The 21,204-nt window shown below is 44.6% G+C and carries 20 protein-coding genes; 3 read left to right on the forward strand and 17 right to left on the reverse strand.

The genetic code is table 11. The annotated features are described in order from the left end of the window. Positions 1-3 precede the first annotated feature (3 nt). The 4 genes from GQF01_RS34155 to GQF01_RS34170 form a co-directional block, all read right to left on the reverse strand. Complete coding sequence (locus GQF01_RS34155; protein WP_161411786.1) at positions 4-873, reverse strand: carbohydrate ABC transporter permease; 870 nt, start codon at positions 871-873, stop codon at positions 4-6. 10 nt (positions 874-883) lie between these two features. Then, positions 884-1,753, reverse strand: a complete 870-nt coding sequence (locus GQF01_RS34160; protein ID WP_328803605.1) for an ABC transporter permease subunit — start codon at positions 1,751-1,753, stop codon at positions 884-886. Between the two features lie 73 nt (positions 1,754-1,826). After that, the gene (locus tag GQF01_RS34165; RefSeq protein WP_161411788.1) at positions 1,827-3,260 is read right to left on the reverse strand and encodes an extracellular solute-binding protein; all 1,434 of its coding nucleotides are present in this window, start codon (positions 3,258-3,260) and stop codon (positions 1,827-1,829) included. Positions 3,261-3,358: 98 nt separating this feature from the next. Further along, entirely contained in the window at positions 3,359-4,369 is a 1,011-nt protein-coding gene (locus tag GQF01_RS34170) for a LacI family DNA-binding transcriptional regulator (RefSeq protein ID WP_161411789.1), read from the reverse strand. Between the two features lie 381 nt (positions 4,370-4,750). Here GQF01_RS34170 and GQF01_RS34175 point away from each other — a divergent pair, with 381 nt between their 5' ends. Together GQF01_RS34175 and GQF01_RS36105 are read left to right on the forward strand one after the other, a co-directional pair. Next, positions 4,751-5,635, forward strand: coding sequence for a DUF2334 domain-containing protein (locus GQF01_RS34175; protein ID WP_161411790.1), 885 nt, complete (start codon positions 4,751-4,753; stop codon positions 5,633-5,635). A gap of 59 nt (positions 5,636-5,694) precedes the next feature. Further along, positions 5,695-5,865, forward strand: a complete 171-nt coding sequence (locus tag GQF01_RS36105; RefSeq protein WP_202556827.1) for a hypothetical protein — start codon at positions 5,695-5,697, stop codon at positions 5,863-5,865. A 458-nt stretch (positions 5,866-6,323) separates the two neighbouring features. On the opposite strand, the gene fosB is transcribed toward GQF01_RS36105, so the two are convergent. After that, positions 6,324-6,764, reverse strand: coding sequence for a metallothiol transferase FosB (fosB, locus tag GQF01_RS34180; RefSeq protein ID WP_161412107.1), 441 nt, complete (start codon positions 6,762-6,764; stop codon positions 6,324-6,326). 105 nt (positions 6,765-6,869) lie between these two features. Between fosB and GQF01_RS34185 the strand changes: the two genes are divergently transcribed. Continuing rightward, positions 6,870-7,094: a hypothetical protein gene (locus GQF01_RS34185; RefSeq protein WP_161411791.1), complete on the forward strand. Its 225-nt coding sequence runs from the start codon at positions 6,870-6,872 to the stop codon at positions 7,092-7,094. 42 nt (positions 7,095-7,136) lie between these two features. Here the strand turns inward: GQF01_RS34185 and GQF01_RS34190 are convergent, their stop codons facing one another. The 12 genes from GQF01_RS34190 to GQF01_RS34240 form a co-directional block, all read right to left on the reverse strand. Then, complete coding sequence (locus tag GQF01_RS34190) at positions 7,137-8,387, reverse strand: CapA family protein (RefSeq protein WP_161411792.1); 1,251 nt, start codon at positions 8,385-8,387, stop codon at positions 7,137-7,139. Between the two features lie 77 nt (positions 8,388-8,464). After that, positions 8,465-10,066: a response regulator gene (locus GQF01_RS34195; protein WP_161411793.1), complete on the reverse strand. Its 1,602-nt coding sequence runs from the start codon at positions 10,064-10,066 to the stop codon at positions 8,465-8,467. Next, on the reverse strand, positions 10,059-11,900 hold the full coding sequence (locus GQF01_RS34200) for a cache domain-containing sensor histidine kinase (protein ID WP_161411794.1): 1,842 nt from the start codon (positions 11,898-11,900) through the stop codon (positions 10,059-10,061). The genes GQF01_RS34195 and GQF01_RS34200 overlap by 8 nt, the downstream gene beginning before the upstream one ends. Next, on the reverse strand, positions 11,842-13,164 hold the full coding sequence (locus tag GQF01_RS34205) for an ABC transporter substrate-binding protein (protein ID WP_328803590.1): 1,323 nt from the start codon (positions 13,162-13,164) through the stop codon (positions 11,842-11,844). Before GQF01_RS34205 ends, GQF01_RS34200 begins: the two co-directional genes overlap by 59 nt. A gap of 435 nt (positions 13,165-13,599) precedes the next feature. Continuing rightward, positions 13,600-14,562, reverse strand: coding sequence for a glycoside hydrolase family 43 protein (locus tag GQF01_RS34210; RefSeq protein WP_202556828.1), 963 nt, complete (start codon positions 14,560-14,562; stop codon positions 13,600-13,602). Positions 14,563-14,667: 105 nt separating this feature from the next. Beyond that, on the reverse strand, positions 14,668-15,498 hold the full coding sequence (locus GQF01_RS34215; RefSeq protein WP_235960802.1) for a carbohydrate ABC transporter permease: 831 nt from the start codon (positions 15,496-15,498) through the stop codon (positions 14,668-14,670). Between the two features lie 6 nt (positions 15,499-15,504). Then, positions 15,505-16,401 carry a carbohydrate ABC transporter permease gene (locus GQF01_RS34220; RefSeq protein WP_235960804.1) on the reverse strand — a complete coding sequence of 299 codons (897 nt, stop codon included), beginning with the start codon at positions 16,399-16,401 and terminating at the stop codon, positions 15,505-15,507. Between the two features lie 65 nt (positions 16,402-16,466). Next, on the reverse strand, positions 16,467-17,795 hold the full coding sequence (locus GQF01_RS34225) for an ABC transporter substrate-binding protein (protein WP_235960806.1): 1,329 nt from the start codon (positions 17,793-17,795) through the stop codon (positions 16,467-16,469). 328 nt (positions 17,796-18,123) lie between these two features. Then, positions 18,124-18,831, reverse strand: a complete 708-nt coding sequence (locus GQF01_RS34230) for a class I SAM-dependent methyltransferase (protein WP_161411796.1) — start codon at positions 18,829-18,831, stop codon at positions 18,124-18,126. Positions 18,832-19,245: 414 nt separating this feature from the next. Next, positions 19,246-19,416 (reverse strand): hypothetical protein, encoded by a 171-nt coding sequence (locus tag GQF01_RS36110; RefSeq protein WP_186456112.1) that lies wholly within the window; start codon positions 19,414-19,416, stop codon positions 19,246-19,248. 132 nt (positions 19,417-19,548) lie between these two features. After that, a complete protein-coding gene (locus tag GQF01_RS34235) occupies positions 19,549-20,451 on the reverse strand; it encodes an S-layer homology domain-containing protein (protein ID WP_161411797.1) in 903 nt (300 codons plus the stop codon). 109 nt (positions 20,452-20,560) lie between these two features. Beyond that, positions 20,561-21,112 (reverse strand): hypothetical protein, encoded by a 552-nt coding sequence (locus GQF01_RS34240; RefSeq protein WP_161411798.1) that lies wholly within the window; start codon positions 21,110-21,112, stop codon positions 20,561-20,563. Positions 21,113-21,204 lie beyond the last annotated feature (92 nt).

Here is a 21,204-nt window from a genome sequence, read left to right on the forward strand (position 1 = left end):
AAATTACTCTTTGTTCGCTCCAACCAAAATGCCTTTGACGAAATATTTCTGCACATAAGGATAAATAATGACGAGAGGGAGCAGTGCGATCACAATCCCCGCCATCCTCACATTCGTAGTGACAATAAAATTGCTGGACGTGGAATCGGTATCTACGATTAAGGATTTCAAAGCGATTTGCAGGGTATATTTCGCATGATCGCTAATGAATAATAGCGCTGGTGTAAACTGGTTCCAACGGCTGACGAATTCGAAAAGCGTCACCGTAGCAAGTCCTGCAGCAGCTAGTGGGATGTACATGGTAATGAAAATACGGAATGCTCCTGCTCCATCCATCGTCGCCGACTCCGACATTTCGACAGGGACAGATAGAAAGAAATTACGCATAAGTAAAATGCTGAAGCCAGAAACTAAGCCCGACATAATTAATGCCGTTAAAGAATTTAACAAGCCAAGCTCTTTGTTCACCACATAAACAGGGATCATAATAGCTTCGCCTGGAATCGTCATTGTAAGGAGAATAGCAGAAACCATTAATTTTTTCCCAGGCAACCCTTTTTGGATCAATACATATCCAGCCATCGAGCATAGCAGCACGTGACAAACTGTCCCAATAAGCGTGACAATCACATTATTCAAGAACGGCGTATACAGTTGCATGCGATTCCAAACCGTCGTAAAACCTTGAACACTGAATTCTTTTGGATATAAAATAATGCCTGGCTGCATGGAGGCGAAATTGGATGAGAAGGCCAGCGCAAATGTATTCAATAACGGAATGAGCATGGTAGCCAGTAGAATGAACAAAAATAATAGATTAACCCCATCGAATAACCGGCTTCCCCAGCTCGTAGGCAGTTTGTTTGTTTTCATAGAGATCCCTTCACCCCTCGTCATAGCGAATGATCGCTCTGGTCACTAGCGTAATGAGCAATGTCGCGAAAATCACTAAAAATCCTGCTGATGTTGCTAAACCAACTTTGAATTCCAGAATCCCTTTTTGGTACGTGTACATCATGATGACATCGACTTTCTTGGCAATGGCACCGTTGCGCATCACGATGATCTGATCAAAAATCCGCAGAATGCTAAGCACATTCAGCATAATGACCACTTTCATCGTTGACACCAGCGATGGCAATGTTACATAACGAACCAGCTGCCAGCGGTTCGCTCCGTCCATTCGGGCAGCCTCATATAGTGCTGGATTGATCGCTACGATCGTCGCTAGATACAGGATGCAGATAAAGCCCATCTCTTTCCACACCGAAGTTAGCACCATGACCCAGCGGGCTGAATCCGCACTGGACATAAAAGCAATCGGTTTCTCCGCGCCCACCAGCTTGATAATGCCATTTACAATACCAGTGTCCGGAGAAAGCATAAGAATCCACATGCCGCCTACAACAACCCATGAGAACAAATGGGGGATGTAAACAATCATCTGAACTACTTTTTTAAACCAGGCTTGAAGGATCTCATTCAGCGACAACGCAAGCAAGATTGGCATAATGAAGCCGATCACCAGCATACCTCCGCCAAGCAGCAGGGTATTTTGCAGCATTTCCCAGAAAGCATGATCCTTAAGCACCGTTATGTAGTTATCAAATCCGATAAACGGCCGATTCCCAATCAATCGGAACTCTTGGAAGGAAATGATAAAGCCACGAACGAGGGGATAATAAGAGAACACAAGAAAATAAGCCATAATTGGAAGCATCATCACGTACAGGGCTTTGAATTTCCAGATCACTTTCAAACGATGTCACCACCTTGCCGTTAATTGTAAGGGGGAGTATGTCATGCACACTCCCCTGCCCTATGAACTAGTCGATCAATTTCGCTGCTTTTAATTGTTCACGCATTTTCTTCACCGCATCGGCTGCCGGCATTTCGCCAAGAATAGCTTTGAAGGAGTATTCATTAATAATTTTCTCTGCATCTGCCCATTTCGGTGGCGTCAGCTCAAGTGTTGCATTTTTGATAACAAGATCTTGAGCTTCTTTCACACCAGGAAGTAAACCGAATGGATTCGGGAACTTTTTGTTATACCAGAAAGGTACGCCGTGATCCATGGCATGATCTTTCCCTGCTTGCGTAAGTTCGTATTTGCCGCCATTTTCTGTGTAATCCGTATCTTTGATTCCCATGCTGCCTAGAACAATGCCTTCTTTGGAGTGCCACCACTCAATGAATTCGAAGGCTGTTTTTGGATTTTGTGCATTAACTGGGATTACCCAAACATCCGGATCTCCACGACGCAGCATATATTTCCCGTCAGCTCCGGCTACCCCTGGAAGGCCCTTAGCTTCAAAAGCTGTATTCGCATCAGCGATTTTTCTTGTGTTGTTCAGCATGCCTACCCACGCATCCCAGTAAGTAATCATACCTACACGGTCAGCAAGGAATAGATTCCGCATTTTGCCTGTATCGTTTGTAGCAAAGTTAGGGTCGAGAATGCCCTCTTTATATAATTTGTTTAACCACTCATAGACAGGAATGGCCGCATCTGTTGAGTAAGGAACATCCAGCTTTCCGTCCTTCTCCACATAACGTTGTTTCAAGCCGGCTCCGCTGAAGAAACCTTGCAATTCATACATGCCAGCGGTGCTTAAGCCATATGTATCTTTTTTCCCGTTGCCATCTGGATCTTGCTCCGTGAATGCTTTCATGACCTTGTAGTAGTCATCAAACGTTTTTGGCTCAGGCAGATTAAGCTTTTTGAGCCAGTCAGCGCGTACAATCGGCATCGTTCCGCCTTGGAACTTACTGAAAACGCCGAAGATTTTGCCGTCTTTCGTTTTGACTTGATCCCACTCCGCCGTAGGTATAACTTCAGGATCTTGAAGCGTTTTGGACCCTTTCACTTGATCCGTCAACGGCATTAGAATGCCTTGATCCGTCAGCGTGTTCATCAACTCTTTGCTCACTTGAAGCAGGTCATATTTCTCGCCTGAGGAAACCGCCGCCATCAGCTTCTGATTGTAATCGGAAGCAGGCTTTTCCAATTTTGCTTTGATGCCTGTCACGCGTTCGATTTCCTTTTCAAACAGGACGTTCTCTTCCGGTGTTTTACCACCAATGACGGCGGACATCATCCGCAAAGAGCGCTCTTCCTTCTTACCTTCCGTCTTCGGCTGATCGGATGCTTTGGGAGCATCAGTACCTGTACTGCTGTTAGACGTACAACCTGCTGCTAAACTCCCGACGAGCAGTGCCGCTACCATCGAACTAAGGACTTTCGCTTTCTTGGCTTTCATATTACCCCTCCGTTATATGCGTTGTTATGGGACTAGCCTTTACAAAATATTAATAAAGCGCTTTCACGATAGACAATGAACCTTTATTCCATGAATCCTTATAGACTTCGAGTAGATTCACGTACAATGAGTTGTGCGTCGATGATGAGCTGTTCCACTGTTGAAGGATCTTTCATCTTTTGAATTAAAATACGTCCTGCTTCTGCTCCTAGCGTTTCTGCTGAAAGCTCAACAGAGGTCAATTTCGGCGTCATCTCTTCAGCCAGCCTCACGTTGTTGCTTAATGCCACAATCGAAAGATCTTTTGGAACATCTACACCGAGCTCACGGGTGGCCCGCAGAATCCCAAGTGCTACTCTGTCTGTGTCCGACACAACCGCAGTGAATGGTACCTTTTGGTGCATTTCCATCATCGACATGTAGCCGTAATCCATCGGTGTTGCATGCAGCTTTCGAACAAAGTTCATGACCTGGACGTTATCAAAAGGAACTCCCTGCTCTTCATAAGCCTTCTTCATCCCACTTAAGCGGTCGTCTGAAACCGTCATATTAGCTGATGAATTCAGGAATAACATAGAGCGGTGGCCTTGCGTCAATAAGTATCTGCCCACCTCGTAAGCGAGCTTCTCATTGTCATTATCTACATAGCTGATTGAACTATCCAAAGGATCAGGTCTGCCTACCAGCACGATAGGAATTCTCATTTGTTCAAATCGCTCGATACGTTGATCATGCTTACGCGGATTCAACATAATGACACCATCGACAGGATCGCTTGAAAATTGGGTAAGATCCTCATGCTCTGGAAGTGTATCCAGCAATATGCGATACCCATGCTTCGTACATTCCTTAATGACTCCATTCAGCATTTGAATTTCAAATTGCGTCGTCGAACCTTCTTTGGAAATTGGCATCTTGAGTCCAACAATCATCGTCTTCTTAATGGCCAAGCTTCTGGCAATATGATTCGGGAAATATCCCAATTCCTTGGCTACCGAAAGTACTCGATCCGTTACCGGTTGAGAAATCGGTCTTTTTTTGCTGAATACGCTCGAAACTGTTCCCTTGGAAACACCAGCTAGCTTGGCAACATCATCAATGGTAGCCATCCTTCCACCTCCTTTTATGCAGCTAAAATGGCATCCACTTTGCAATCATTAAAGCGGTTTAATTAAACCGGTTTAACGCCCTTCATAACCCCTATTATAGATGAAAATAATCAAATTACAACCCATTTTTTATTAATAATTCGTAAAATCAAGGAAAGCGGTTAACCTCATGGTATATAAGGAGTTTACACCAAATTAATAAATTATGAAACCGCTTACTTTAACCTTCTTTCCTTCAATGTAAAATTTCTTCTTTTTTGGACATAGTTCGACACAAACCAACATATATTGCACCCCCTAATTCATCGAAATGAAACAGAAGTCTTACACATACAATGGTATTGGAAGTATCCAACTTAATCGTTGTGGAGGGATTACACCGTGAAAGCATTACTGCGGCTCGAGGATATTGGACCTGGCGGATATTATGAAACTACAGAAAGCCAAATGAAGTTACGTGCCGTTGCGGATTATTTATATATGCAAAAAATTCCTTTTCATGTGGGCGTCATTCCCCGCTACATCAATCCGACGCTGCAATATGACTGCACCATCAGCAATCCGTTTGATACCATTTCGGTAAGATTCGTTGACACCTTACAAGCCTTAAGAACTCGTGGGGCATCACTGGGCATTCACGGGTATTCCCATCAATATGGGCAGTCCATCAGTGGTGAAGGCTATGAATTCGCGTATCCGGACTGCCTTAAAGATTGCCCGCCGGATGATCCGAGGTCTTCCCTTTCCGACAACCTGCATATTCAGCGGTCTTATGCTTATGGCCGATTTCATATGGCCTTATCCGCCTTTCAAGCCGCTGGTCTGCGGCCCGATTGGTTTGAAACGCCACACTATGCAGCTTCAGAAGTGCAGCGTACGATTCTAGAAACATGCTCGTGGTTAATTTACGAAAACAATCCCCATGACCCAACCAATCGTCAAGTGACCTATCAACATGCTGCTTCTATCGTTGGAAGAACCTACTACGTACCTACGCCTCTGGGGTATGTCAGTGGTGATGCCGTCGAGCAAGACGTCACAAGGATTATGGATCAAGTGAATCACTACGATGTGAATGATTTGGCTTCCTTCTTTTATCATCCATTTCTAGAATTCCCGTATATTCACATTCGCAAGTATGCCCCACCCTACTATGAGGAACGCACCCCTTTGAAGCGGCTTGTTCACCACATGCTCTCCAAAGAACGCCGGTTCGTAAACATTCAAGATTTAATTTATTCTTTTATGTCCACACAATCCGTATAAAAAGTTCCAGACTTTGACATACTACTCTTTGTTGTTTATTGAACAAAGGAGGTGTCACTATGCCGAATCAAGATCAAGCTAATCAAGCATCCAAAGCTCAAGTACAGACTACCGAACTAAATAAATTACCAGTTCCTGGTCAAGAGGATACAGAATTCTCTGCTGAGGAAGCGGCAGAAGTATTCCAATCCAATCCATCCACTTCTTCCAATAGCCAGTCGCAAGATTAAGGATATCGTTAGACAACAAATAGGCTGTCCACAAGGTAGATGAACCTTGAGGGCAGCCTTTTGTTGTTGATCGCTAGCGAGACCCCGGCAACTTGGCGAAATTAGCAGGAGAAAACCCATCCTCTCACTCTTTTCCCGGCCAAATCCTGAGGGGCGAAGCTTTTGGATGCCCCCGCCCCGCTGAAATAGCTGGAAAATCTCCCGTTAATCTGCCCTGATCTGTGGCAGAGAACGGATTAGCAGGAGAAACTCCAGCTAATTCGTCGGTAGCCTGCCGAAATCCCCTCGATACGGCGAAATTAGCAGGAGAAAATCCAGTTAGTTGGGTAAAAGTGGGTAAAACAGTGAAAAATAGCTGGAGAAATCGGCGTTAATTAAAAATAATCCAGCAAGAAACCACAAAGTGGCCCATCCTCCCACTCAATTGCGTATAGCCGGGCATCCTCGGCGATACTACTTTACTTTTGCGCATCATCTTCCTCAAAAAACGCCATATGCGGCTTCTCTTTCCTGTAATAAGCCAGCCGGTCCTCCAAATTCCCAGTATGAAATTCAAATTTATGCCCGTCCGGATCGGTAAAGTAGACAGAACGCTTATCCTGCTCATCTCTCTCGCGCCCAGGAAGTATATTTACTCCTAAACGCTCCAGCTTTTCCACCATCGCATCAAAATCTGCTTCTTCCACTGAAAAAGCCTGATGGGTGTAAGAATATTGAATTTCATTCCGCGGAATTTCTTTCTCGACATTTAAAGCAAGCCACATGCCGCATAAATCAAAGTATGCTAAGCTTCTCCCTTTGACCAGCAGCTTCGCCCCAAACACTTCCTGATAAAATGAAATCGATTTATCTAAATCAGTAACCGAAAAAAGAATATGGTTCAAACCTTTAATATTCAACACGTCAACCTCCTTCCACTTGACATTTTCTATCGCAAAGTGAATGATTCCTGCCTTCTTGGGCATATTAACGAAGCAAAATTCCAACAATTAGGAGGATGCTCCATGTCAGATCAACAATCCGATCAACAACAAAACGAAGAAATCCAAGCTCACAATGCCGTGGCGGATGCCCTGCACAATCTGAACGTAGCCGAGACTGCCAACAATAACCGCCGTCAGGTGGTTCAAGGTGCGCAGGAGAAGTTAGACGCGGCGCATGCACAATTAGCCGAAGCGCGTACGACGCAATCATCAGCAAGCAGCGAGGATGACGAAAGTCTTTCGTAAAGCCTTGCAACGATGACAACCCCTCGAACCACGTTCGAGGGGTTATTTTATTAAAACCTTATCAGCGCTGATAAAGTTCAGTTCTTGCATGTATGTTCTCATATGCTGCTTAATATGATCAAACTGGATTGTACCATTACTGATCTTCAAGGGGCTAGCCTGATCTACTGGAAGCACCTTGAATTGCGTCATGTTTCGATAAAAGGTAAAAGTGGGGAGAAACGACGGATGTTTTAACGTAATGGTCTTCTCTTTCCCCATGGTTTTGACGATATCAATCGTCGCCATTCCGCCTACTCGCTTGGCAACCCCACCTTGGGCCGATATGAAATTTCCTAACGAGTATAGCACTAGCGTTTTGTGCCCGTTATTCCCTGATACCCAAGCTGGTGGCTGCAACACATGCGGGTGATTTCCGATGACGATATGAACGCCATAGTCCGCTAGCTTTTGGGCTAGCCCCTTCTGACTTTCATTGGGTAAAGTTTCATACTCCGTCCCCCAGTGCATGGCAACCACTACAACGTCCGATACGCGTTTGGCTTCCTCAACCTCTTGAGCAATCTGGGTGGTATCTATACGGTTAACGAGATACGCTTTCCCTTTGGGATGGGGGATGCCATTCGTGCCATAAGCATAGCTCAGAAAAGAAAAAGTGATATTATTTTTGACTAGTGTACGAATATTCTTCTGGTCTTCCTTGGATTTAAATGATCCTGTATAAGGGATGCCAAGTCGATCCCAGTAAGACAGAGCGCTTTGAATAACTTTTTCCCCGCGATCCAGCGAATGATTATTAGCCACTGTGACTAGGTCGACCCCTGCCAACTTGAGGGCATCCCCAACTTCCTGCGGGCTATTGAACGACGGATAGCCAGAAAGTCGCAGCTCTTTCCCTCCAATCATCGTCTCCTGATTCGCTACCAAGATGTCAGGCACTCGCAGATAGTTCTGCACGTTCTCAAACATTTTGGAAAAGTTATACGTGCCGTCCATTTGCTTGGCATCTTGATATATTTCACTGTGAATGAGAACGTCGCCGATGGCTGCCAGCGTGACTTTACTTACCTTGGGCTCTGAAACAATTGGCGGAACCGTCGCTGCTGGCGGCTTCACTTCTTTGACTCCTGGTCTATCCTCTGGTTCAGCTTCTCGTCCATCCTCCACCTGCTTAACATCCATTCGATCTTTCTCAATCCTTGCTTCCCTAGGAGCTGGAGGGTTTGCCGTATAGAAGCAGCCAGAAGTAAGTGTCAACATCAAAGCGATCCCAACAACGCGTTTCCTTTGCAAGCGAAATCCCTCCTGCCAGACATTTTCTAAGTAGTATGCCCAGCAAAATATTTCCCTCACGCATGAATAGCCCGCTGTCAACTCGTTTGTTTACCCTCCCGGTATTCCGTTGGTGTCCGATTGGTTAGCGTTTTGAATACGCGATTGAAGTGGCGAATATTCGTAAAACCTGTTGAATCCGAAATCACTTGAATTTTCTCATCGGAGTGGAGCAGCATGGCCTTCGCTTTCTCAATCCGCTTTTCCGTCAAGAAATCGATAAAGGACTGGCCTTGCTTGCTTTTAAACAAAGAACTTAAATAAGAGGGGTTGAGATAGGCGATCTCCGCCATCATATTCAGGGTGATTGGTTCAGCGTAGTGCTCCTCCACATACCTCGCCACGAGCTCAACTGGGCTAGTCACGAACTTTTTCTTCCGGTTCACCATGCATACGCTCAAATCCCCTAGCAGCTTCTGACAGCGCTCACTCAATTCTTTGCTGGACGAAATCGAATAAATCTCCATCAAAACTTGCTTCATATCCGTGCCTTGCAGCCACATCTTCACCACGGTTAGATTCACAGCCAGCTCGTAGAAATGCAGCAGCATTTTGCAAATTTGCTCATGAATCAGTTCTGGATCTCTCCACTGCTGGCACAGCTTGGTGACGAATTGATTGGCCTGCAGATGAACATTCACCAAATCACCCTCCTGAACATACTGATTGAGCAAATTCCAATCGGCGGTATGCCACTCGAGCTTCTCCATCGTCATTTCAGCAATTGTATCACTGGACAGAAGACGATCCCCGCCGATAACTAACCGATAGAGCAGAGCCAAACCCGCTTCCTTATAAGACTTGGATATCGACTCCAAATCTTTCACTGGACCTCCGAGCCCGAATGAGATCGTGAAATTGGACTGCCCCCGAATCCCCTTCCGGATTCGATTCGTTAATTTCTCGATGTCAGCGAAGGAAGCAGCCGTATCTTCGTGATTAATTAGGGCAACAACTTCATTCTCATTTAAAATAAAGACATAACCAAGCAGCGGCTTCTCGATACTCTCCTGAATAAACTGCTGAATATACACAGAAAATAGCGATGGATTCAGCTGGTAATACCTTTCATCCGTCACGGAATCACGGTCGAGCTTAGCTACCAAACAGCTTGTATACGGAAGCGGAAACTGCACCCCTACGTTGTCAAGCAGCTCCGTCTCCCCATGATGAATGCTTCCTGTCAGGAGTCCGGCAAGCACATGCTGGCGCATTTGACTCTGAACTTGTTTGTCTTTCTTATTTGTAGTCAACTGTTCCTTTTCTACTGCCATTTCAGCCTGCAGCCTGTCAAGCAAAGTGTACAACTCTGCCCGTTCGAATGGCTTCATCAGATAGTCCTTTGCCCCTAATTTCAGCGATTCGCGCGCGTACTGAAAATCGTTATATCCACTCATCACGACACAGGAAATATGCGGATATCGCTCCTTTACGATGTACTGGAGCTGAATACCGTCCATGCGCGGCATTTTAATATCCGTAATAATTAAATCGGGCTGTAGCAGCTCAATTTTCTCTAAAGCTTCCACGCCATCTTTGGCTTCGTCAACGACGGACCAATCCGACTGCATCTCCGCAATCATTAAACCAATGCCCTTGCGGAAGATCGTTTCATCATCCACGATAAGGAGCTTAGGCATCTAGGTTGCCCCCTTCAAGTTCATCTGCGATGAGTGGTAATGTGAGGATAATCGTCGTTCCTCGGTGTACAATGCTTTCAATCTTCATGCCAAATGGAGGGCCATAACGAAGCACAATTCTCCGATGCACGTTCATTAATCCATGCCCGCCCGTCCCCTCTTCGCTTGCGGCGAAATCAAACTGCTTCTGAAGTACTTGCTGCAAGCGGCTATCACTCATTCCCGCACCATCATCCTGAATAATAATGACCATCGTATCCGCTTGTTTCTTCCCGCTGAGCGTAATAGTTCCGTACCCGCTTCCTTTTTCAATGCCATGTACAATGCTGTTCTCAACGATGGGCTGCAAAATAAAACGTATCACCGAATAGGCAAGCAGGTCAGGCTCGATATCGACCTGAAACTGTATTTTATCCTCGAATCGGATTTGTTGGATAGCCATATAACCCATCACATGCTCCAGCTCCATGCTCAGAGGCACTTGGCTTTTGTGACTATTGATGCTGTACCTCAGCAGCTTTCCTAAATTATTTGTCATTTTGACAACTTCGCGGTTGCCTTGAATCTCCGCAAACATACTGATGGAGCCTAGCGTATTGTACAAAAAATGCGGATTAATCTGGCTCTGCAGCACTGAAATTTGTGCATTTTTCTCTCTGATCTCCGATTCATAAAGCCTATAGCCTAGATCACTGAGCTTCGAAACCATGATGTTAAAGGATTGGCTTAACTGACCAATTTCATCTCGGCTTCGAATAGGAATAGACACGTCCAGATCGCCCAGAACCACTTTTTTCATGAGATTCCGCAGCTCGCCAATCGGATTGGTGATACGAAAAGCTAACGCGGTAAAAAGAATAACAGCCAGCAGCAAGCAGACGCCGCCAATCAGAATGATGTAATTCCTCACGTTCACAGTATCCTGAAGCAATGACGCGAGCGGCACCATCTCAATCATTGTCCATCCGGTATTCGGCGACGTATAGTAGGATAATAGCTCTGTATCCTGTCCTTGTTTGTAGATGACTGTACCGGTTCCCTGATATTTCTGCACTTGGTCCAGATCTATCCAGGAGTCCGTGCTTTTGTAAATAAGTGCCCCTTCGCCATCGACAATCATAATGTTCTTCTTGTCATTGGATATTGTTTCGATTTTGTTGCGGATAATATTTTTATCCACATCCAGAACGAGGTACCCCAGCACTCTTCCGGTGTCGACACTGCGTATTTTCCTCGCAAAAGAATACACCTGATTCGTCGTATCATACGCATTCTTGTTGTAAGTGCCGATATAGACAACCTTCCCCGTCCTGACTACCTTTTGGTACCAAGGTTCATTTTCAACCTTCTTCAAGGAATAATTCGCTTGTTCCTCTAGCATCGCCGTATACGTGCCGCCTGAAAGTCGATACAACGTTAATCCCGATATATCTACACGCCCATTGGCATACACACGCTTAGCGAAATCTTCCACTGTTACGCGATCATCGAACGTGATTGTTGTTTCTGTTCCCTTATTTGACTCCAAATATTTCACAATATCCTGCGACTGATAGGGCAATAGGGTCAAAAGATTAAGCTCATTCATGTACGTATCAATGTTAGCCATTAATTCCTTCACGACGTCCATTTGATATTTGCCGGTGTTTTTCTGAATCGATGCCGAATAGCTCGTAAACGTCAAATAGCTGGCTATTCCCAGCGGGACGGCAATGAGGATAAAGCTAATAACGATCAATTTCGTGACGATCGGGAGGTTCTGGATCCACTGCCTTTTAGTCTGGAGCTGAATTCTGCTGTATTTGAATATTCGTGTTAATAATCCTTTGCGCATTACGCAGCACCTCTTGCGGTGTGGATTGCCCCACCATCATCTTTTCGAACTCACGTACAATTTCTTCATTCATTTTCCCCTGCCTAGGGTGATTCGGGAAATATTTCACATCGTCAGCTGCACTCGCATAGTCTGGACGATATTTCAGGCTCTGAAACTCAGGAGATTGAACCGCTTGCTTCACGGCTGGAATATGGCCGGCTTTTGCCCAACTGGCACCATGAGCTGCGACCCAATTCGCAAATTTAAGTGCTGCGATTTGCTTTTTCTTATCTGGTTTTTCATGATAAGGCAAGGAAAAGGTATGCGAATCCCCCCATGCAGCCGGATGATCGTAGATTTGTGGGATTTTCGTAACGCCGAAGTTCAGATCCGGAATTTTTTCGAATGTGCCTGTCGCCCACACACCGGTAATCAACACAGCCGCATTCCCCTTCCCAAAGGTTTGCACGGAATCGTTTATATTCGGAATAATAAGCCTCTGCGTATAAAGCGAATTAACAAAATTCAAGGATTGAAGCGCAGAAGCGTTATCAATAGCCGCTTCCTTCTCGTCGTCTGTATAAAATCTGCCCCCGTCGACATTCATCTGATTATAGAAGGAATACCATAACCAGAAAGAGTCGATCCGTACATTGGGTTCAGCCAGTGGAGTGATGCTTGAAGGCACATTTTCTCTTATTTTTTGTAAAAATTGCAGGAATCCGTCCTCGCCATTCATCAGAATTGGCTTCTCTTTCTCATCTAGCAAGCCTGCTTGTTTGAGCCAAGTTTTGTTATAGTACATGACCTCAAGATGCGTATCGAGTGGAATTCCCAGATGTTTCTCATCGGCAACTGTACTTTTCAATATGGTCTGGTTAAAATCTTGCCAATTCACACCCGCTTCTAAAGCAAGCGTATTCAAGTCGGTTAGAAATCCGGCTGGCGCATATTGCGAATATTTCGCCGAATGGACAATCGCGATATCAGGCGCTTCTTCGGTTACGATGGCCGTTGACAGCTTCGTATAATAATCACCTGAATTATTATTAATTTGATCAATTTTCACATGATCTTGGTTCTCATTGTTGTACTGCTGAATCAATTCAGCCATAAATTGCCCATCTCCACCACTAAACGGTGACCAGAACGTAATTCTTAGCTTATTGGATGCCGCTTCATCAACTTGCGTATCCGGCTGAGAGCTGCAGCTTATCGTCAGTAAACTGAGTGGAATCAGAAGGATCATGGCGCTAATTCTAGCTCGCAGCTTGCCTCTCACAGAAATCCCTCACTCCATACATAGTGTGTCTTCATTATACAAATTGGCCCCACTGAATCCAATGACCTATTTCCACCAGACATGGACATATTTTTGGATTCAATGACCGAGGGAGAGTCATTTTTCATATTGAACTTTTGAGAGCGCTCAATGATTAACAGGAACTTCTACCGCTATTTGATTAAGCAAACCAGCAGAATTGATAATAAATGGAATTTCTCCTGTTATTGAGGCCGTATGAGTCAGGAAGTAGGGGAATTGAGAGGAATACCGGTATATTTTCCAGTTATTTGTGTTTTGAAACCGAAATTTCTTGAAATAACTGGAGTTTTTCCCGCTATCGCTGCAGCTCCATAACAAAAAACCTGTCCCCAGTCATCCAATGACCGAGGGACAGGCCTCTTTGTTAAACTTACTGGACAGCTTCTACTGTCCTTATTCACCGCTCGGAACAGGGATAGGAACTCCCTCAGCAATCGGGATACCGAAATCAGGAGAGCCGTCCGGATGCCATTTGAATGGCTGCATGCGTACATTGCGATTCCAGCCTGCGCCTTGTGTCTTCGCTCCGTGATACAGGATCCAGTCCTCTTTGCCATCTGGCGACTTCGTAAAGGAGCTGTGACCTGGACCAAAAACCTGATCCGTTTTAGAAAAAACAGCCTCTTCATGCTTTGTCCATGACGCCGGGTTCAACAAATCACTTTGCATCGTTGCACTCAGCATCCCTAAACAATAATCATCGGTCCAACTGCCGCTCGCTGAGTAAATGATATAAATTTGATTTTTATGCAGCAATACCTGCGGGCCTTCATTAATAGTTGGTGTTCCGATCGTTTCCCAATCGTACGTAGGCCTCGAAATTTCGACCGGCTTACCGCTAATCGTGTAGGGATTGCTCATTGGAGCCATATACAAGTGCTGACTAACATTAACCGTTCCTTCCCAACCGGACCATATGAAGTACAAGGAACCATCCTTTTTTTGCAGCGTCGTCCCGTCAATTGCCCATCTGCCTGCTGTATCCATCATGCCTTTCTCAACATAGCTGCCTTGCGGATCATCCGTTTCTGATTCAAGAACGAACATGCGGTGGTTCTCATTCTGTCCATCATCTGCGGCATAATAGATATACCATTTTCCATCCAGAAAATGCAGTTCAGGCGCCCAGATGTTGGAAGTATTAGGGCCGGACACAGGAGGGAACCACACATCCTTGTATTCAGCATCAGCAAGCCCAGTAAGTTTCTGCGACTTCCAAACTCTAATCGAGTTCCCTGTCGTATGCGTATAATAATAAGTGCCATCCTTCGAAGTAACCCAAGGATCTGCTCCATTATCCAGAATCGGATTTGTAAATGTCTTGGTTGTATTCGTTGTATTCGTTGACTCTGTCATTACCTCATTCCCAGCTCCTTTCGTGCAACCTGTTACCAGCAGGAAACAGAGACAGATTGCAAAGAACATGCGCATCGCACACACCGCCTTCGAGAAACAGCCTTTTTACTGCTTAACTCCCGTGGCTGTAATAGATTGAATAAATTGTCTTTGCCCAATGAGAAAAATCAGCAGGGTTGGAAGTGTGGATAGTGTGGCAAGTGCCATTAATTTACCATAGGATTGTACAAAACTTCCAGTAGCCATAACCGCAATTCCCGCTGTGAGCGTACGCATTTCCAAATCTGTAACCGTGAAAAATGGCCATACATAATCATTGAAAACGCCCATAAAGGTGAAGATCGCCAATGTTGTCACAATTGAAACAGAGGAAGGCAGCAGAACGGACGTGAACACATGCCACTTGTTTGCCCCATCCATTTTGGCAGCTTCAATGATTTCATGAGGGAACGATTGGAAAAATTGAATCAATAGAAATACCCCAAGCGCACCACCGGAATACGGCAAAATAAGAACATAATACGTATTGATTAAATTCAAATTGCTGAAGTTCAAGTATTGCGGCAGAAACGAAATGATACCGGGTACCATCAATGAGCCGACGAATAAGGCAATTAGCGTCCTTTTGAAAGGCAGATCAAGCTTCGTTAACGCGTATGCCGCCATCGTGTCGAGCACAATAACCAAGAAAGTCGCTGCAAAACCTACAAAAAACGAATTGAAAATCCACCGAAAAATCGGGACCTCAACGTCACCGCCGACAAAGATCGTATGAAAATTATCCCACGTAAATTCCTGCGGGAACAAATGAAAGACTGGGGCCATTACTTCAACGTCGGTTTTGAACGAATTGGAAAACATCCATAGGATGGGCAAAAGAAATATGATGCCTAACACACTAGCGAGCACCACATAAAATAGCTTCAAAGATTTCAACGTCCTCTACTCCTTTCTGTTCGTGACTTTAAATTGAATGACGGATACGATCATGATCGTTAACCCCATGAGAATGGCCATGGCCGATGCGGAGCCAATCTCCCGTGCTGTATAAGCCGTTTGCAGAATGCCCATAAGCAGAACCTTGGTCTCGTCCCCAGCATTACTCATGAGATTGGGCTGAGCGAAAACATTGTATGAAGCAATCGTGGAAGTAATCAGAACAAAAATGACAACAGGCCTAATCGACGGCAAAGTGATGTTTTTCAGCCTATCCCAACCATTGGCTCCATCAATTCTTGCTGCTTCATATAGATCCTCTGGAACGCCATTAAGCGCATTAACAAAGATAATCATATTAAAGCCAATCGTCCACCACAGGGTCGCCACTACCAACGCTATCCAGACAAACGGTTTATCCAGCAGCCAAGGAATCGGATCAAACTCATGAATCCCCATCTTAGCTAAGAGCAAATTGATAAATCCTCCTGTAACATCAAACATCCTTTTCCAAATAACAGCCATCACGGTTGCCGAAACCGCATACGGAATGAAATAGATCGAGCGGAAGAAGGATCGCAGTTTGGCCGGAAGCGCATTTAACAATAGGGCGAAGCCTAAACCTACGATGACTAGAAACGGAACAGAGAAGACAACGAACTTCAAAGTCGCTTTCATGCCGATAAAAAAGAGATCATTCTCTTGCGTACCTTCTGTGAAAATGCTCTTGTAATTGTTAAGTCCAACAAAAGGATGTACGGGATCAAGCAAATTATATTGTTTGAGACTAATCAGAAAACCATAAATAATTGGAATTAACGTGAAAGCCATAAAAGCCACAAAATACGGAAGTATGAATAAGCTAGAAGTCAGCTTTGATTTCCAAGAGGATGTTGTAAGCAAGGGATTCCCCTCCTTTTTTTAAAATGGAAGACGGGTAACATGTACCCGCCTGCCTTGGTTCGTCCCTATTTTTTGTTCATAGCAATCGTGGATTTTGCAGCTGCATCATCAAGGGCCGCTTTTGGATCCTTTTTACCTTGCAGCGCATTCGCCAGCTCACTCCAGATACTGTCGGAGATTGGACCCCAGTTCAAGACTTTTGGAGCAAATTGCACATAATCAAATTCTTTTGCCACTTCTGTTTGTTGTTGCGTCATTGCTTTGAACGCTGCGCTGTCACGAACGACTTTGGACGCAACTGCTTGACCGGACTCTGCCCAGTCAATGGAATTACTCGATACGTATTTCAAGAAATCGCCGACCCCAGCTAGCACCGCTGCATCTGTCGTTGATTTAGGAATGATAAAATTGTGCGATCCGCCGAAAACGGCTTGTTTCACTGTGCCTAATTGCGGCACTTGGGCTACACCGTAGTTCACTTTCGCTTTATCGAAAGCGTCTTTGGCCCATGGTCCGTTGAAATGCATTGCGCTTTTACCTTGTTGGAACAAGTTGAAATCGCCATCAGCCGCCACAGTTGGTGGGGAGACTTTCATTGTGGTCAAGCTTCTCATGAAGGTAACAGCCTCAACGCCTGCAGGTGAGTTGTAAGCAATATTTCCTTTCTCATCAAGGAAGCTGCCGCCATTTTGGAACAGGACTGTCGGGAATAAGAAGTTCTGAATCCAGAACGTTGGCATCGCTGCTCCCCAAATCCCTTTGGACGGATCTGTAAGTTTTTTCGCTGCATCAACAAATTCTTGACGATTCGTTGGAGGAGCTGTAATGCCTGCGGCTGCAAACAAATCTTTATTGTAGTACATAATTAATGGGTGAATATCCAGCGGAATGCTGTACCATTTGTTATCTTTGGTCGAATAGTCCACAGTTGCAGCCGGGAAGTTGCTTTTCTCCACACCAACGGATTTCGCCACTTCGTCAAGCGGCTGTAACAAATCTTTGGCAATATACGTAGGCGTTTGATCAAGATGCATAATAGCCACATCAGGAACCCCTTTTTTCGTTGCAATCGCCGTATCCAGCAGCTTGTAGTAGTCGCCGCTAGGTTGAATCGTCATTTTCACGTTGTATTTGTCTTGTGATTTATTATAGTTGTCCACAATTTTCTTCATAAAAGGACCGTCATTGCCGGAGAAAGGATTCCAGAAGTTCACGGTGATTTTCTCGCCGCTTTTTGCTGGCTCAGGCGCTTTGGTCGCTGCTGCTGTCGAAGCTGCCGGCGCTGTTGTCCCCGCAGCTGGCTCAGCTGTTTTCGTGGACGAGCATCCTGTCAAAACTATAGCGAAAGAAAGGCAAGTAAAACCGATCACTTTAAAGCTGTTCATTTTCATCATATTGTCAAGCTCCCTTCAATTTAAACACAGATTATAGTAGTTGCATCTCAGGACCATCTTGTGTCAAAATTGTAGTGATGATTGAATTTCGCCAAAAATTCAGTCTCACTACCGACGAGCGATATGAAGGAGTGCCCACACCAATGGACCCTTTTATCGCTTTTTCTTTTTCGATCCCCCTTCTTCCATTTCTTGCCCACAACTTAACTATAATAACTTTAAGAAAACGTTACCATGACGATATTCAAGAACCTTTGGACATATTTTCAGATAAAAAAAGCCTTAGACCCAGATGCTGTTCACATCTCATGGGTCAAGGCTTTATTTCTCATGATTTTTGAACGATCCATGTGATGCAGTCCGTTTTCAGCAGAATGTTCCTCATCTCTCGTTCAATATTGAAAACTAACGGCTTTATGGTTGACTTGAGAACCGTCCATCCTTCAAACGCTTTTTTCAAATAAGCACTTGCTTGCTCAGTCGTTAGATTAATTTCCATTAAGGCTTCTAAATGTTCTCCAGACTCAGCATCTACTTCTTCTATGTTCGAATTCATAATAATGCAGGTAATGCCGCCATTTTTCGTACCCAGTGCCATGTTGGAAAGCAGCGAAGCAAGCTTGCTTTCAGATTCAACATGCTCAATAACAGAAACCGCTACTATGTAATCAAAATGATCAACTGGAATGTCATAGTCGGCTATATCTGACAAGTATGGACGTATTCGTGAACTCACACCATGGTCTTCACTATATCTCATGAGCCTATCTAACGCTGATTGGAGTAGATCAACACAGACAACGTTACCAGATTTTCCTTGCAGCCTTTCTGCAATAGGAATACTGTTTCTGCCCACCCCGCAGCCAAGATCCAATACGCTTAGACTCTCATAATCATCAAAAAAATCTAACGTGTCCATAACCGACCTTACCGGTTTATGCAGCCATGTTCCAGCTTCGAACAACGTATAGTTGTCATAGCAAGCCTCATGGTATTTCCTTTCTTCGGCTCTTATTCGCACAATTCTGTCGTCCATATCCACATCTGTCCCCTCAGCAAATTTCCCACCCTATCCAAATTCACCAGATAATCGTCAATTGAATGATTTCGACATTTGCTGCTGAAGCCCTTGTCCCAGCTAAGGACTAGTACGCAAATTCTGATCTAACGGACCTCATCGCCGTTATTTCCGATAAATAACGCTCTTTTCGAAGCTAACGGACTCCAGCGTCGTTATATGACCAAAACAGAGCTGCATTCCATGCTAGGAACGTGAATAACAGCTCTGGCGTCCGTTAGACTATGCAAACGCCCGATTTTCACCGAATAACGGCTGCTCAGTCCGTTAGCACAATACGTGCATCACCCCTCCCCCAAAAAACAAAGAAGCTTCAAGTTTTCACTCGAAGCCCGCTTTGTCCATTCCCATCCTGTCCCCTATTGAAATTGATTAGGATTTCTGATGGTTTGTATAAATACCTACAACAGATAGCAACGCAGCAACACCATTGGCGATCGCATTCATATCTTCATTTTTGATAAGGTCCATACCGTACGCGTCCAAAATCAATTTGGCTGCACCAATTAAACCTAAAGTTAACGTATAGTAGTTTACTTTCATCTCTCTCACCTCCTATTAACATAGGATGCTATATTTTATGAGAGAGACTTGGATTCGGACATGTCCAAATGACGGGGATACAGGCGCACAAAAAAAGCCGCCTCCTCATTCAAGGCAGCAGCTAGCTGGTGATCATTGCAAAACCGCAGGTTTAGCGATCGCTGTATATTTGGAAGAGACGAATGTTTCTGCCTTAGCTACTGTAATCACTTGTGGATACATCATATCCGGCTTAGGCTTCTGAATCGTATAGCGAATCACAGCTTTCCCGTCATTCTGGAACTCAATCCCCTGGATGGCAATGCCATATCCGGGATTCGGCAGTTCTTTGGACAGTGTCACTTTGTTGACTTCGTCATTCACTTTCTCAACCCTCACCGACACCTCTTCTACCGGTGCCTGGTTCTGTGCATGAGCTTCTACATATTGAATCGCCTGGTAGACCCAGTTCGCTGCTTCGCCACGCGTCAGTTCAGCTTTCGGGTTGAACTTGCCGTCTTGATCAAGTTTGGTGATTTTGTACAACAGCAATCTTTGCAAAGTGCCTTGATAATTGATGTTAATTTGATCCTCATCCTTGATCACAATAAACATTTTGACAAGCGGGAAATTGCCTTTCGTTTCCATCGCACGCACTAACAAATCCCCAAATTGCTCACGTGAAATGGTAGCATTCGGATTGACATCCTTAGGAATCTCCAGTCCATTATAATGAGCAATGATAAAAGCGTCCGCATACCACGCGTCATTGGGAACATTCGTGTACGTGTCCGATGCCAATGGCTGCTTGATGAAACGTATCGTATCCATATTCAAGTTCAAGCCTTTCACAATCATTTGCACGCTTTGCGCATAACTGATTTTACCTTTTGGCACATAGTGCTCACTGTCGATACCGCTTACAATCCCACGATTTTTCAGCGCCAAAACAGCTTCCGATTGACCCTCTTCCAGGTCTGAGAATGCAAATACCGAACTAAAACTCAATGAGCTAATCAACAGAGATGTAAGTGTTACAGCGGCTAATTTTTTCATCTTCATTCTCTCCTTATCGTTTATATATGACTTCATGTGTTGTTACCTACTTAACGTTATTCATTAGAGAAATGTTGCAAAATATACCAGGTAAGCACCTATTCTTCGTTCATGCGAGCAATTGAAGCAAGTTCTCTTTGATCGACTCCTCCATCATCTCGTTTCTAACAAGCTTCCTAATTAATTCTTCATTCCTGTTTGTATGTTTCAAATAATTATACAAAAGCTCTGCCTTAGACTCCCTGCCCATCATTGTATAAGCCACATACCAAGTTTCAGGGGCGCTCAACGGGATACCATGCCAGCTTCCACTATGCCCATCCCTATTCCCTTTCCCCTCACCGACTCCTTTTTCAAGCGGCAGCCTCACGATCCCTTTAATGCTCCGCAGTGCGAAATACCCAATGAAATCGATGGATAAGGGTACAACCTGTATCCGATACTCGCTCGCAAAGAGACCATCGCCACTTGGCTGCTCTTGCCATGAATATCCTTGAATGACCTTGAGAAGCTTCTCTTTGGGACACTCGACAAGAAGATCCCAATCATTAACTTGTTCTACTAGTCCTAAAGCATGCAATAAACCGCTCCCACCCAGCGCGTAGGAAATACCAGACTCCTTAAGTTCAACTGTTATTCTTACAAGATCTTTTATTTCCATTCTTATTCTCTTTTCTATTTGTAGTATTTGGTTTATTTTGGAATCTCAATCATATACTGATCTTAGTTTCTAGGGACAGGCCGATGTTCTGG

The organism is Paenibacillus silvestris (genome assembly GCF_009882985.1).
In the GTDB taxonomy this organism is placed as follows: Bacteria; Bacillota; Bacilli; order Paenibacillales; family NBRC-103111; genus Paenibacillus_E; species Paenibacillus_E silvestris.